The organism is Curtobacterium sp. MCLR17_058, assembly GCF_003234705.2.
Taxonomy (GTDB): Bacteria; Actinomycetota; Actinomycetes; order Actinomycetales; family Microbacteriaceae; genus Curtobacterium; species Curtobacterium flaccumfaciens.
The window spans coordinates 2153333-2167331 of record NZ_CP126262.1 but is presented as its reverse complement, the minus strand read 5'-3'; the positions used below and the strand labels follow the sequence as shown (position 1 = coordinate 2167331).

14 protein-coding genes are annotated in these 13999 nt (G+C 71.0%); 12 read left to right on the top strand and 2 right to left on the bottom strand.

The window, feature by feature from the left end:
• Window positions 1-96 precede the first annotated feature (96 nt).
• The 9 genes from DEJ11_RS10315 (at window position 97) to aroB (ending at window position 10504) form a co-directional block, all read left to right on the top strand.
• Window positions 97-1449 carry a replication-associated recombination protein A gene (locus tag DEJ11_RS10315; RefSeq protein WP_111103066.1) on the top strand — a complete coding sequence of 451 codons (1353 nt, stop codon included), beginning with the start codon at window positions 97-99 and terminating at the stop codon, window positions 1447-1449.
• Between the two features lie 234 nt (window positions 1450-1683).
• On the top strand, window positions 1684-2313 hold the full coding sequence (gene rpsD / locus DEJ11_RS10310) for a 30S ribosomal protein S4 (protein WP_017887166.1): 630 nt from the start codon (window positions 1684-1686) through the stop codon (window positions 2311-2313).
• Window positions 2314-2561: 248 nt separating this feature from the next.
• Window positions 2562-2744 (top strand): hypothetical protein, encoded by a 183-nt coding sequence (locus DEJ11_RS10305; RefSeq protein WP_027465751.1) that lies wholly within the window; start codon window positions 2562-2564, stop codon window positions 2742-2744.
• Between the two features lie 59 nt (window positions 2745-2803).
• Window positions 2804-5461 carry an alanine--tRNA ligase gene (gene alaS, locus DEJ11_RS10300; RefSeq protein ID WP_111103064.1) on the top strand — a complete coding sequence of 886 codons (2658 nt, stop codon included), beginning with the start codon at window positions 2804-2806 and terminating at the stop codon, window positions 5459-5461.
• A gap of 8 nt (window positions 5462-5469) precedes the next feature.
• Complete coding sequence (gene ruvX, locus DEJ11_RS10295; protein WP_171907752.1) at window positions 5470-5913, top strand: Holliday junction resolvase RuvX; 444 nt, start codon at window positions 5470-5472, stop codon at window positions 5911-5913.
• A gap of 93 nt (window positions 5914-6006) precedes the next feature.
• Window positions 6007-7569: an endolytic transglycosylase MltG gene (mltG, locus tag DEJ11_RS10290; protein WP_146250028.1), complete on the top strand. Its 1563-nt coding sequence runs from the start codon at window positions 6007-6009 to the stop codon at window positions 7567-7569.
• A 42-nt stretch (window positions 7570-7611) separates the two neighbouring features.
• Window positions 7612-8832 carry a chorismate synthase gene (gene aroC / locus DEJ11_RS10285; protein WP_110858979.1) on the top strand — a complete coding sequence of 407 codons (1221 nt, stop codon included), beginning with the start codon at window positions 7612-7614 and terminating at the stop codon, window positions 8830-8832.
• The gene (locus DEJ11_RS10280; protein ID WP_111103061.1) at window positions 8829-9410 is read left to right on the top strand and encodes a shikimate kinase; all 582 of its coding nucleotides are present in this window, start codon (window positions 8829-8831) and stop codon (window positions 9408-9410) included. Before aroC ends, DEJ11_RS10280 begins: the two co-directional genes overlap by 4 nt.
• Window positions 9407-10504, top strand: coding sequence for a 3-dehydroquinate synthase (gene aroB / locus DEJ11_RS10275; protein ID WP_111103059.1), 1098 nt, complete (start codon window positions 9407-9409; stop codon window positions 10502-10504). The genes DEJ11_RS10280 and aroB overlap by 4 nt, the downstream gene beginning before the upstream one ends.
• 9 nt (window positions 10505-10513) lie before the next feature.
• Here aroB and DEJ11_RS10270 read toward each other — a convergent pair whose 3' ends face one another.
• The gene (locus tag DEJ11_RS10270; protein ID WP_110864577.1) at window positions 10514-10693 is read right to left on the bottom strand and encodes a hypothetical protein; all 180 of its coding nucleotides are present in this window, start codon (window positions 10691-10693) and stop codon (window positions 10514-10516) included.
• Window positions 10693-11001, bottom strand: coding sequence for a hypothetical protein (locus DEJ11_RS10265; protein WP_181440791.1), 309 nt, complete (start codon window positions 10999-11001; stop codon window positions 10693-10695). The genes DEJ11_RS10270 and DEJ11_RS10265 overlap by 1 nt, the downstream gene beginning before the upstream one ends.
• A 159-nt stretch (window positions 11002-11160) precedes the next feature.
• On the opposite strand from DEJ11_RS10265, the gene DEJ11_RS10260 reads away from it, so the two are divergent.
• From DEJ11_RS10260 to nusB, 3 genes are all read left to right on the top strand, one after another.
• A complete protein-coding gene (locus DEJ11_RS10260; protein ID WP_181440790.1) occupies window positions 11161-12852 on the top strand; it encodes an ABC1 kinase family protein in 1692 nt (563 codons plus the stop codon).
• A gap of 110 nt (window positions 12853-12962) precedes the next feature.
• A complete protein-coding gene (gene efp, locus DEJ11_RS10255; protein ID WP_017887175.1) occupies window positions 12963-13526 on the top strand; it encodes an elongation factor P in 564 nt (187 codons plus the stop codon).
• Window positions 13527-13537: 11 nt separating this feature from the next.
• Complete coding sequence (gene nusB / locus DEJ11_RS10250; RefSeq protein ID WP_027465744.1) at window positions 13538-13990, top strand: transcription antitermination factor NusB; 453 nt, start codon at window positions 13538-13540, stop codon at window positions 13988-13990.
• Window positions 13991-13999: the final 9 nt, after the last annotated feature.

Sequence of the window (13999 nt, the reverse complement as noted above, 5' to 3'; positions counted from 1 at the left end):
GCGTAGCCGAACGGTCACCACCACCACCTGGCGGGAGGCGCGGCCTGCGTCGGTGGACCGGCCTACGATTGCAGGATGGCAGCGGATCGTTCGGGAATGCACGCGCCCACCACGGGTGGTCGCGCCGGTCTCGCGCAGGGTTCCGTCCCGCTCGCCGTCCGGATGCGCCCCACCAGCCTCGACGAGGTCGCCGGTCAGCAGCACCTGCTCGGCCGGGGTTCGCCCCTGGTGCAGCTCGCCACCGGCACGCGTGAGAACCCCGGCGGGGTCTCCGTGATCTTGTGGGGCCCACCCGGTACCGGCAAGACCACGCTGGCGCAGGCCATCGCACGGCAGTCCGGTCGCGAGTTCGTCGAGCTCTCCGCCGTGACCGCCGGCGTGAAGGACGTGCGCGAGGTCATGGAGAAGGCCCTCACCCACCGCGACCTGTACGGGTCGACCACGGTGCTGTTCCTCGACGAGATCCACCGGTTCAGCAAGGCCCAGCAGGACGCCCTGCTGCCCGGCGTCGAGAACGGGTGGGTCATCCTGATCGCCGCCACCACCGAGAACCCGTCGTTCTCGGTCATCTCGCCCCTGCTGTCCCGCTCGCTGCTCCTGACGCTCAAACCGCTCACCGATCCCGACCTCGGCATGCTCGTCGACCGCGCTGTTGAGGACCCCCGCGGGCTCGGCGGTGCCGTCGTCCTCGGTGACGAAGCCCGCAGCGCGATCATCCGCCTCGCGTCCGGCGACGCTCGACGTGCCCTGACCGCGCTCGAGGCCGCCGCGGCGTCGGCCACCGCCGCGCAGGACGAGGACGACGACACCGTGCCCGTCGTCGACGCCGACACCGTCGCGGCCGCGGTCGACCGGGCCCTGCTGCGCTACGACCGACAGGGCGACGAGCACTACGACGTCATCAGCGCGTTCATCAAGTCGGTGCGGGGGAGCGACGTCGACGCCGCCCTGCACTACCTCGCCCGGATGATCGAGGCCGGCGAGGACTCCCGGTTCATCGCGCGCCGGATCATCATCTCCGCGTCCGAGGACATCGGCATGGCCGACCCGCAGGCGCTGCCCATCGCGGTCGCCGCGGCCCAGGCCGTGCAGCTCATCGGGATGCCCGAGGGGCGGATCCCGCTGGCCGAGGCCGTCGTGTACCTGGCGACGGCGCCGAAGTCGAACGCCGCCTACAACGGCATCAACCAGGCGATGGCCGACGTCAAGGCGGGGCGCATGGGCACGGTCCCGATGCACCTGCGCGACGCGCACTACGCCGGGGCGAAGCGCCTCGGGCACGGCAAGGGGTACGTCTACTCCCACGACGCCGAGCACGGGGTCGCCGCGCAGCAGTACCTGCCGGACGCCCTCGAGAGCACCGAGTACTACACGCCGACGGCCAACGGCTACGAGCGCGAGGTCGGGCCGCGGCTCGAGCGACTCCGGAAGATCACACGCGGCCACTAGCGTCGGTGCTTCTGCGCTCGCCCCGATGCTGCTAGCATTGCCGGGCCTACGTCCTGGTCCTCGAGCACGGCTGCGTCGAGGACAGAGTGCCACTCCGGTGGTACGGGGGCAGAGGTTCGGACTGTAGCCGTCCGATCCCACAGGCTCATCCCTCTGGATCCCGTCGTCGGGGCCACCGGCACTCGCGTGCCCGGCCTCCGGTGAGTATTCAGTTCGAACAGAGAAAAGGACCCTGTGTCTACCAAGTCACGTACCCGCAGCAAGACCCGCCTGTCGCGCGCACTCGGCATCCCGCTGACGCCGAAGGCCGCCCGTTACCTCGAGAAGCGCCCCTACGGGCCCGGTGAGCACGGCCGTACGCGCCGTCGTGCGGACAGCGACTACGCCGTCCGCCTCCGTGAGAAGCAGCGTCTGCGCGCCCAGTACGGCATCCGCGAGAAGCAGCTCCGCATCGTCTTCGAAGAGGCCCGCAAGACGAAGGGCCTGACCGGTGAGAACCTGGTCGAGCTCCTCGAGCAGCGCCTCGACGCCCTCGTGGTCCGTGCCGGCTTCGCCCGCACCACCGCGCAGGCCCGTCAGCTGATCGTGCACCGCCACATCCTGGTCGACGGCAAGCTCGTCGACCGCCCCTCCTTCCGCGTCAAGGAGGGCCAGCTGATCCACGTCAAGGCGAAGTCCGAGTCGATGGAGCCCTTCCAGGTCGCCGCTGCCGGTGGCCACCAGGAAGTCCTCCCGAAGGTCCCGGGCTACCTCGAGGTCGAGATCGAGAAGCTCCAGGCCCGCCTCGTGCGTCGCCCGAAGCGCGCCGAGGTCCCCGTGACCTGTGAAGTGCAGCTCGTCGTCGAGTACTACGCAGCTCGCTGATCCACTGATCACACCCGAACGGCGGGTCGTCCTCTCGAGGGCGACCCGCCGTTCGGCGTTCCGGCACCGCCCTCCGCTTCGCAACACGCCGTCGTCTCGGCGACGCGCCTCCGGGTGCGCGAGACGCCTCCGGTTTCGGCGGCGACCTGCCGACACGACGGCGTCTTGCGGACGGGGACGCGCGGAAGTGCCCGGCGACTAAGCTTGTCCGGGCATGCACCGCCCGGGTGCACAGAGGGAGAGGCACCGTGAAGCAGCTGTTCTTCGTCGCCGTCGGCATCGTCATCGGGTTCGCCGTCGCACACCGGGTCGCCCAGACCTCCGGTGGCGCCCGGCTCTTCGCCGAGGTGAACGCCAAGACGAAGGCCTTCACGGGTGCCGTCGCGGACGGCTACCGGTCGCGCGAGGCCGAGCTCCGTACCGACGTCTGAGCGCTCCGACCGAGCAGCCTCGCCCCTCCTCCACCCACGACCTGAACCCAGGAAGCACCATGCAGACCGCAGAGATCCGCCGCCGTTGGCTCCAGTACTTCGGTGACCGCGGCCACACCGTCGTCCCGTCCGCGTCCCTCGTCTCCGACGACCCGTCGCTCCTCTTCACGGTCGCCGGCATGGTGCCGTTCATCCCGTACCTGACCGGTCTCATCCCGGCGCCGTTCCCGCGGGCGACGAGCGTGCAGAAGTGCATCCGCACGAACGACATCGAAGAGGTCGGCAAGACCCCGCGCCACGGCACGTTCTTCCAGATGAACGGCAACTTCTCGTTCGGCGACTACTTCAAGGAGCAGGCGATCCAGTTCGCCTGGGAGTTCCTGACCAACCCGGAGACCGACGGCGGACTCGGCTTCTCGCCGGACGACCTCTGGGTCACCGTCTACGAAGAGGACGACGAGGCGATCGGCTTCTGGAAGCAGCACTCGTCGCTGCCCGACGAGCGGATCCAGCGCCTCGGCAAGGACACCAACTACTGGTCGACCGGACAGCCCGGACCCGCGGGTCCCTGCTCGGAGATCTTCTTCGACCGTGGCCCCGAGTACGGCATCGACGGCGGCCCGGCGACGGACGACGACCGCTACGTGGAGATCTGGAACCTCGTCTTCATGCAGTACCAGATCGCCGACGTGCGGTCGAAGTACGACTTCGAGATCACCGGCGAGCTGCCGAACAAGAACATCGACACCGGTATGGGGCTCGAGCGCGTCGCCTTCATCAAGCAGGGCGTCGACAACATGTACGAGATCGACCAGGTGCGCCCGGTGCTCGACCGCGCAGCCGAGATCTCCGGCCGACGCTACGGCGCCGTGCACGAGGACGACGTGCGGATGCGCGTCATCGCCGACCACGTCCGTTCCTCGCTGATGCTCATCGCCGACGGCGTGAGCCCGTCGAACGAGGGCCGCGGGTACATCCTCCGTCGTCTGCTCCGTCGCACCGTCCGCGCGATGCGCCTGCTCGGTGTCGAGGCGCCCACGTTCCCCGAGCTCTTCCCGGCGTCCCGCGACGCCATGCGCGACGCGTACCCGGAGGTGGCGTCCGACTACGACCGGATCTCCCGTATCGCCTACGCGGAAGAAGAGACCTTCCTCCGCACCCTGGCGCAGGGCACGACCATCCTCGACGTGGCCGTCGAGCGTGCGAAGCAGGACGGCGCCCCGTCGATCGGCGGTGACACGGCGTTCCTGCTGCACGACACCTTCGGGTTCCCCATCGACCTGACGATGGAGATGGCCGAGGAAGCCGGGGTCCACGTCGACCGCACGGCGTTCGAGACCCTGATGTCCGAGCAGCGTGCCCGGGCGAAGGCTGACGCGAAGAGCAAGAAGACCGCGATCGCCGACCTGAGCGTGTACAGCGCGTTCCGGGCCAAGGGCGAGACGACGTTCCTCGGCTACGACGCGCTCGAGGCCGAGACGCGCGTGCTCGGCATCATCGTCGGCGGTGTGAGCGTCGACCGTGCGGTCGCCGGTGACATCGCCGAGGTCATCCTCGGCGAGACGTCGCTGTACGCCGAGTCGGGCGGCCAGGACGCCGACCAGGGCTCGATCGTCGGCAACGGGTTCGACCTCGAGGTCCTCGACGTCCAGCGACCGGTCTCCGGGCTGTGGAGCCACACCGTGCAGGTCCGCTCCGGCGAGGTCGGCGTCGGTGACGCCGCGAGCACCATCGTCGACGCGGAGTACCGCCGCGGCGCGACCCAGGCACACTCCGCGACGCACCTGGTGAACGCGGCGCTCCGCGACATCCTGGGGCCGGAGGCGCTGCAGGCCGGTTCGTACAACAAGTCCGGCTACATGCGCCTCGACTTCTCGTGGTCGCAGCCGGTCTCGCTCGAGACGCGCTCCGAGATCGAGGAGGTCGTGAACACCGCGATCCGCACCGACCTCGAGGTCTCCACGCGCATCCTGCCCATCGACGAGGCGAAGGCCCTCGGGGCGCAGGCCCTGTTCGGTGAGAAGTACGGCGCCGAGGTCCGCATGGTCGACATCGGCGGCCCGTGGTCCCGCGAGCTCTGCGGTGGCACGCACGTCGCCTCGAGCGCGCAGATCGGACTCGTCAACCTGGTGGGGGAGTCGAGCGTCGGTTCGACGAACCGCCGCGTCGAGGCGTTGGTCGGGCTCGAGGGGTTCCGCGACCTCGCCGTCGAGCGCACGATCGTGTCGCAGCTCTCCAGCGCGCTCAAGGCTCCCCGTGCCGACCTGCCGGCCCGCGTGCAGAACCTGATGGAGGACCTCCGGTCCGCCCAGAAGAAGCTCGCCGAGTACGAGTCGGCGAACCTGCAGCAGCGCGTGCCCGCCATCGCCCGGAACGCCACCACCGTCGGTGCCACCACCGTGGTCGCCGAGACGGTCGACGGCCTGCAGTCCGGCGACGACCTGCGCTCGCTCGCCACCGGCGTCCGGGGCCAGCTCGGTGACGGCGCGGCCGTCGTCGTGCTCGGTGCCGTCGTGGGCGGCAAGCCGATCGTGATCGTCGCGACGAACGACGCCGCCCGTGCTGCGGGCGTGCAGGCGGGCCCCCTCGCGAAGGAGGCCGCCGGCGTGCTCGGTGGTGGCGGCGGCGGCAAGCCCGACCTGGCGCAGGGCGGTGGGACGGACGCAGCAGCGCTCCCCGCGGCGCTGCGTGCCGTGACCGCACGGCTCGCGGGCTGACCGTGGGCATCCGGTCCGGGCGGCGGCTCGGCGTGGACGTCGGACGCGCCCGGATCGGGGTCGCCGTGTGCGACCGCGACGGCCTGCTGGCGACGCCGGTCGAGACCGTCCGTCGCGACGACTCGAAGGACCTCCGGCGCATCCTGGAGCTCGCGGACGAGTACGACGTGCTCGAGGTCGTCGTCGGACTGCCGCTGTCGATGTCGGGTGGGGACACGGCCTCGACCGAGGACGCCCGCGTGTTCGCGGCTCGGATCGCGGCGCGTCGGCCGGTGCGCCTGGTCGACGAACGACTGTCGACCGTGACCGCCCAGCGAGGGCTGCACCAGGCCGGCAAGAACACGAAGAAGTCCCGGGCCGTGATCGACCAAGCAGCCGCTGTTATCATTCTGCAACACGCGCTCGACCACGAGCGCAGTGCCGGTGCCCCTCCGGGCACCACGCTTCCCTGACAGGGCTGCCCGGTACCGCACATGGGTGCTCTCGTCGTCAGCTGTGAGGACGACGGTGCCCAGGTGGAGTTCCCGACCGAGAGACCGAGGACGTTGGCAGACGATCTGGACTGGAACGCGATCATCGCGCCCGGCAACGACGCCGAGCGGCGGAAGGCGACTTCCGACCGCACGACAGGCACCGATGACCGCGACGACGCTGGTCAGGTGACCCCACCGCCGGCGCCTCCGATGTCCCGACGCGAAGCCCGCGCCCTCGAAGCCGAACGAGCCCGCGTCGCAGCGACCGAGGAGCCGCCGGCCGCCGAACGGACCACCGAGGCCCCGGCAGCCGCACGCGACGAACGCCCGGCGTCCCCCGCCGACGCACCGATCGCCACCCGCCCCGAAGACCTGCACCCCGAGGTCGCCGCACTGCTGACCGGCGAGCTGCCGACCGAGCCCGCGGTGACCGCCGCGGCCGGCGGGTCCGGCGCCGACGGGACGGACGACGGTGACGCGACCGGCGGCGGTGGTGCCGCGGGAGGCGGCGGACGCGGGGGACGAGGCGGCGGAGGACGCGCCTCCAGGCCGCCGCGCGAGCCACGGCCGAAGCGCCGGCGCGGACCGCTCGTCGCGGGGCTCGTCATCGTCGCGGTCGTGCTCGCTGCCGGCGTCGGGGCGTACACGTTCGCCGCGCCGAAGATCCAGCAGCTCATCGCGGCGATCAGCGGCGCGCAGGAGCCCGACGACTACACGGGCAACGGCACCTCCAAGGTGACCATCACGATCAAGCAGGGCGACATCGGCGAGAACGTCGCCGCGACGCTGCAGCGCAGCGGCGTCGTCAAGGACTCGAAGGTGTTCTACAAGCTCCTGCTGGCATCGCCGGACGTGCAGTTCCAGCCCGGTTCGTACGCGCTGAAGAAGCAGATGAGCTCGAAGTCGGCGCTGGCGGCCCTGCAGGACAAGGACAACCGCGTCCAGGCGTCGATCATCATCCCGGAGGGCACGGCACTCGCCGACATCAAGGCCGGGATGGTCTCGAAGGCCGGCCTGACCGAGAAGCAGGTCGACGCGGCCGCGAAGGACCTGTCGGCCTACGACCTGCCGTCCGGCGTCACGACGCTCGAGGGCTGGCTCTTCCCCGCGACCTACCCGATCAACCCGGGCTGGACCGCCGAGCAGTACTTCAAGTCGATGGTCGACACCATGAAGGAGCACCTGTCCGCCGCCGGCGTCAAGGAGGCCGACCAGGAGCGCACCATCGTCTTCGCGTCGCTGGTGCAGAAGGAAGCCGGTCTCGCAGCCGACTACCCCAAGGTCGCCCGGGTGTTCCAGAACCGCCTCGACCAGGGCATGAAGCTGCAGTCCGACGCCACGGTCGCGTACGGCACGGGCAACACGCACACCGTGACGACCACGGACGCCGAGCGTGCGGACGGCTCGAACGAGTACAACACCTACGTGCACGAGGGGCTCCCGCCCGCACCGATCTCCAACCCCGGGGACATCGCGATCAAGGCCGTGACGAACGAGGCCCCGGGCAAGTGGCTGTACTTCGTGACGGTCGACCTGGAGTCGGGCAAGACCGTCTTCTCGGACACCTACGACCAGCACCTGGTGGCGGTCGAGCAGTTCCAGGCGTGGCTGCGGGCGCACCCCGACTACCAGTAGGCGACGACGTCGCACGGACGATCGCTGTGGGAGGATTGCGGCATGCTTCGTTGGTTGACTGCTGGTGAGTCCCACGGACCCGAACTGATCGCCATGCTCGAGGGCCTGCCCGCGGGTGTCCCGGTGTCGTTCGAGTCCATCCGTGCCGATCTCGCGCGCCGCAAGCTCGGCTACGGCCGTGGCTCGCGGATGAAGTTCGAGCAGGACGAGCTGCACGTGTCCGGCGGCGTCCGGCACGGCTACTCGCTCGGCAGCCCCATCGCGATCCGCATCGGCAACACCGAGTGGCCGAAGTGGGTCGAGGTCATGAACCCCGAGCCGATCGAGTCCACCGAGATGTCCCGCGGGCGGAGCGCGCCGCTCACCCGACCGCGACCGGGCCACGCTGACCTGGTCGGCATGCAGAAGTACGGCTTCGACGAGGCGCGCCCGATCCTGGAGCGTGCGAGCGCCCGCGAGACCGCCGCACGCGTGGCGCTCGGTGCCGTCGCCAAGTCGTTCCTGGCCGAACTCGGCATCCGCTCGGTGGCACACACCCTGCAGGTCGGGACCGTCCGGGTCCCCGACGGCACGGACCTGCCGCTGCCCGACGACGTGGACCGCCTCGACGAGGACCAGCTGCGGTGCTTCGACGCCGAGACCTCCGCACGCATGGTCACCGAGGTCGAGGCCGCGAAGAAGGACGGCGACACCCTGGGCGGCGTCGTCGAGGTGCTGTTCTACGGCGTCCCGCCGGGCCTCGGCTCGCACGTGCACTGGGACCGCCGGCTCGATGCCCGCCTCGCCGCGGCGATCATGGGGATCCAGGCCATCAAGGGGGTCGAGGTCGGTGACGGCTTCGCGACGGCCGGCCGCCGGGGCTCCGCCGCGCACGACGAGCTGTACCGCGAGGACGGCGAGATCTACCGCACGAGCGACCGCGCCGGTGGGACCGAGGGCGGGATGTCCACGGGCACCGTGCTGCGCGTCCGCGCCGGGATGAAGCCGATCGCGACCATCCCGCACGCCCTGCACACGGTTGATGTCGTCTCCGGTGAAGACGCCTCGGCGCACCACCAGCGCTCGGACGTCTGCGCGGTGCCCGCTGCCGGTGTCGTCGCCGAGGCGATGGTGGCCCTGGTGCTCGCCGACGCGGTGCTCGAGAAGTTCGGCGGCGACAACGTCGTCGAGACGAAGCGCAACCTCGACGCCTACCTCGCGGCGATCCCGGAGACCCTGCGCACGCGCCGGACCGAGCCGTCGGCGACGTCGACCGACCTGTGAGCACCGACGTCCGACGCGCCGACGCGCCCGTGGTCGTGATCGGCCCGATGGGCGCCGGCAAGTCGAGCGTCGGCAAGCGGGTGGCGAAGGCCCTCGGCGTCCCGTTCACGGACACCGACCGGGTCATCGTGCGCGAGCACGGGCCGATCCCCGGGATCTTCGCCGACCGCGGCGAGCCGGCGTTCCGCGCGCTCGAGGCCCAGGCGGTCCGGGCGGCGCTGGCCACCGGCGGCGTCATCGCCGTGGGCGGGGGAGCCGTCACCCACGCGGACACGCGGCAGGCCCTGAGCGGCGCGCGCATCGTCCTGCTCACCGTGTCGCCCGAGGCCGTCGCCGACCGGATCGCCGGGTCCGACCGGCCCCTGCTGGCGAACGGCGGGATCGACGCCTGGCAGACGATCATGGACGAGCGGGCGGCCACCTACGACGAACTCGCGCACGTCGTGGTCGACACGTCGCGCCGGCCGATGTCCCGCGTGGTCGACGAGGTCGTCACGTGGCTGCGCAGCGACGCCGGCACCACCGCCGCGCCCGGCAGCACGACCAGCAGCACCACCAGCACCGAAGGAGCACCGTGACCGAGTCGACCCTGCCCGCCGGGACCACCGAGATCCGGGTCGGCGGTGACGACGGCTACACGGTGGCCGTCGGCACGGACCTGCTCGGCGCCCTGCCCGCGATCCTGGGCCCGCGTGTCGCCAAGGTCCTCATCGTGCACTCGCCGACGCTCGGTGCCCGGGCGAACGAGCTCCGGGCGCTGCTGGTCGAGGCCGGGCTCGAAGCCCTGATCGCCGAGGTCCCCGACGCCGAGGGCGCCAAGCGCGTCGAGGTCGCGGCGTTCTGCTGGCAGATCATGGGGCAGGCCGACTTCACCCGCACCGACGCGGTGATCGGCCTCGGGGGCGGCGCCGTCACCGACCTGGCCGGCTTCGTCGCCGCGACCTGGCTGCGCGGTGTGCCGTACGTGGCCGTCCCGACCAGCGTGCTCGGCATGGTGGACGCCAGCGTCGGCGGCAAGACGGGCATCAACACGAACGAGGGCAAGAACCTGGTCGGCGCCTTCTACGCGCCCCATGCCGTCGTCGTGGACCTCGACCTCGCTCGCACGCTGCCGCGCAACGAGATCCTGACCGGGTTCGCCGAGATCGTGAAGGCCGGGTTCATCGCCGTGCCCGAGATCCTGGACATCATCGAGGCCGACGTCGACCGGGTCACCGACCCGACGACCCCGGAGTTCCGCCGGGTCGTCGAGCTCGCCATCGCGCTCAAGGCCGAGGTCGTCTCGGCCGACTTCACGGAGCAGGGCCGACGCGAGATCCTGAACTACGGGCACACCCTCGGGCACGCGATCGAACACGCCGAGCGGTACCAGTGGCGCCACGGCGCAGCGGTGTCGGTCGGCATGGTGTTCGCCGCCGAACTCGCCCGACTCACCGGGCACCTGGACGACGCCACGGTCGACCGGCACCGGGCGATCCTCGAGTCGCTCGACCTGCCGACCTCGTACGGCGTCGGGCGCTGGCAGGGGCTGCTCGCCACCATGCGTCGTGACAAGAAGGCCCGTGCCGGCATGCTGCGGTTCATCATCCTGGACGGCGTCGGCAAGCCCGTCGTGCTCGAGGGCCCCGAGGACCACCTGCTCTTCACCGCCTACCAGGAGGTCGGCGTCTAGCCACGCCGGTCAGCGCAGGACCCGTCGCATCCTGCGCCACCACCAGGTGACGCGCGTCGAGACGGTGACCACGCCGGTGCGCTGGGATTCCCGCCATTCGTCGACGGTGGCGCCGTGGTCCCAGGCGAAGAGGACGTCGTCGTCCTCGTCGAGGTCGGGCGCGTCGGGGAGCGGTCGCAGGATCGACATCAGTCGGATGCCCTTCGTTCGTCGTGGTCATGTGCCTGGTCGGCGCTGGCTCGCCTGCGGAGCGCTCGGCTCGCGAGTCGGCGATCGGCCTTCGACCACCACGGTACGGTCTCCAGGTCTCGGAGCACCGTTGTCGAGATGTCGTATGTGTTCATGTCCGGCCGCTGCGTGACGGCCCAGGTGAACCGATGCCAGGCGTGGTCACGATCGGACGTCCGTCGACTCTGGAACGGCCCGAACCAGCTGACGACGGCAGCGACGATCGCCGCTCCGGCGGCGATGCACGCCGCGGTCAGTGCTGTCTCCACGGCACGAGTGTCTCGCTCCAGGACCGCGCCCCGCGCCGGGCCCGCGCCGGCCTGTGGAAGCCGCACCGGGCCTCCAGGCTGTGGAGGAGGATGGGGCGACGCGACGGACCGGGCGACCCGCACGCTGCGGACCCAGCACCGGGGAGCAGACTGGCGGACGTGCCCACCCCACCCCGACTGAGCGACCTCTCCGGCCCGCGCGATGCCGACACCGGCACCCTGCGCTCCCGTGGTCGCCGCTTCACCGAACTCCTCTCGATCGCCCGTCGCCACCACCTGGTGCCGTTCCGTCGTCTCGACTTCTCGCACGACCCGGCAACGTCGGAGCTGCGGCGCGACCAGGCCGAGCACCTGCGCCGGGCGCTCGAGGAAGCGGGTGGCGGATTCGTGAAGATGGGCCAGCTGCTCTCCACCCGTGACGACCTGCTGCCCGAGGAGTGGACCGAGGGACTCGCCCACCTGCAGCGGAATGTCACGGCGGCACCGGCGGACGAGGTCCGTGCGCTCCTCGAGCAGGAGCTCGGCGCCCCGGTCGACCAGGTCTTCGCGACCTTCGACCCGGTGCCCGTCGCAGCGGCGTCCATCGCGCAGGTGCACCGCGCCCGGCTGCCCGACGGCACCGCGGTCGCCGTGAAGGTGCAGCGGCCGGGGATCGACGCAGCGGTGCGCCGCGACGTGGACATCGCACTGCGGGTCGTCCGGTTCATGGCCCGGTGGTCGACCGAGGCGCGGCAGGTCGGCGTGCAGGACATCGCCAGCCAGTACGCGGACGACCTGATCCGGCAGGTCGACTTCGTCTCCGAGCTCCGGAACCTCTCCGCGCTGCGTGCGGCCCAGGCCCGCAGCGCGCGTCCGGACGAGGTCCGGTTCCCGGACCCCTACCCGGACCTGTCCGGCCGGCGTGTGCTCGTGATGGAGTTCCTGGAGGGCGACACGCTCAGCGCGATCCGCGCCGAGCGTTCCGAGCGCGACCTCGACGCGCCGATGCGCGCCATCCTCCGCGCCTTCCTGCGCCAGGTCGTCTTCGACGGCCTGTACCACGCGGACCTGCACCCGGGGAACGTCCTGGTGCTGCCCGACGGGCGGCCCGCGTTGATCGACTTCGGATCGGTCGGGAGGCTCGACCCGGGTCTCCGGGACACGGTCCAGGACCTGTTGGCCGCGTACCTGCAGGACGACACGTCGCGGATCGCCGATGCGGTCCTGCGGATGGCCCCCGTGCGCGATGCGCACGACGAGCCCGACTTCCGTCGGGACATCGCCCGCTTCGTCGCGGACGAGCTCGGCCCGGGTGCGCGCATCGGCGTCGACACCGTGGACGACGCGGTCGAGGTCTTCGGGCGCTACCGGCTGAAGCCGCCGCCGGACTTCGTCGCCGCGGCACGCGCCCTGGCCATCTTCGAGGGGACGCTCCGCACGCTCGCACCGTCGTTCGACCTGCTCGAGGAGTCCCGCGGACTCGCCCGGGAGCAGATCACCGACCAGCTCCGGCCGGGCAAGCTCCGCGACCTGGCGGCGAAGGAGCTGCTCGGCGTCGTGTCGGCTGCCCGTCGCCTGCCCCGCCGGGTGGACCGCATCGGCGAGGCGATCGAGACCGGCCGGTTCACGGTGAACATCCGGCTCTTCGCGGACAGCCGCGACCGGCAGCTCGTGTCCGGGATGATCCGGCGCATCCTGCTCGTGCTGCTCGGTGCGGGGGCGGGGATCCTGGCGATCGTCTACCTGTCGTTGCCGGCACGACCGACGGCGGCCCTGTCCACCGGGGTCGCGGGCGGGTTGCTCGGGGGAGCGGCGGTGGTGCTGCTCGGATGGGCGGCGATCGACGCCTGGCTCGCCCGACGGCGACGCTGACCGCCGCGCGCACCGCTCCGGCTGCCGGGCGGGCGTCCGCTACACTCGTCCGGGGCCGTCCGCGGCCCGAGGACACTTCACAACACGACCGAACGGGACACCGACGACTCATGGCCAGTACCACAGACATCAAGAACGGCGCCGTTCTCATCATCGACGGCCAGCTGTGGTCGGTCGTCGAGTTCCAGCACGTCAAGCCGGGCAAAGGCGGCGCGTTCGTCCGCACGAAGCTCAAGAACGTCGTCTCCGGCAAGGTCGTCGACCGCACGTTCAACGCCGGCGCGAAGATCGACACCGCCGTCGTCGACCGTCGTGACTACCAGTTCCTCTACGAGGACGGCGACTCCTACGTGTTCATGGACACCGACACGTACGACCAGATCCCGGTCTCCGCGACCGTGGTCGGCGACGCCAAGAACTACCTGCTCGAGTCCGCGATGGTCACCATCGCGATGAACGAGGGCAACCCGCTGTACGTCGAGCTCCCGACGTCGATCGTCACCGAGGTCGAGACCGAGCCGGGCCTGCAGGGTGACCGTTCCTCCGGCGGCACCAAGGACGCGACCATCATCGCGACCGGCCACCGCATCCAGGTCCCGCTGTACCTGGAGAGCGGCACCCTGGTGAAGATCGACACGCGCGACGGCAGCTTCCTCGGCCGCGTCAACTCCTAGGCGCTGACCGTATGAGTGCTCGTTCGAAGGCCCGCAAGCGCGCCCTCGACATGCTGTACGTCGCCGAGGTGCGCGAGCTGCCGATCGCGGACGTGCTCGCCACCGAGACGGTCCGGCACCTGGACCAGCCGGAGCGTGCCTCCAGCTGGGACTACGCCCGCCAGATCGTCACCGGTGTCGACGACGCCCGTCACGAGATCGACTCCGTCATCGTCGACCACGCCCAGGGCTGGTCGATCGCCCGGATGCCGGTCCTCGACCGCTGCATCCTGCGGATGGCCGTCTGGGAGCTCCGGTTCAACCCGGAGGTGCCCGACGCCGTCGCCATCGCCGAGGCGGTGGAGCTCGCGCAGTCGCTGTCCACCGAGGACTCGGCCGGCTTCGTCAACGGCGTGCTCGGGGCCGTCGCCGGCGGTCGTGCACCGTCCGGTCGGACGGTCGCAGGAGACCAGGAGTCCCGGTAGGGTTGACCA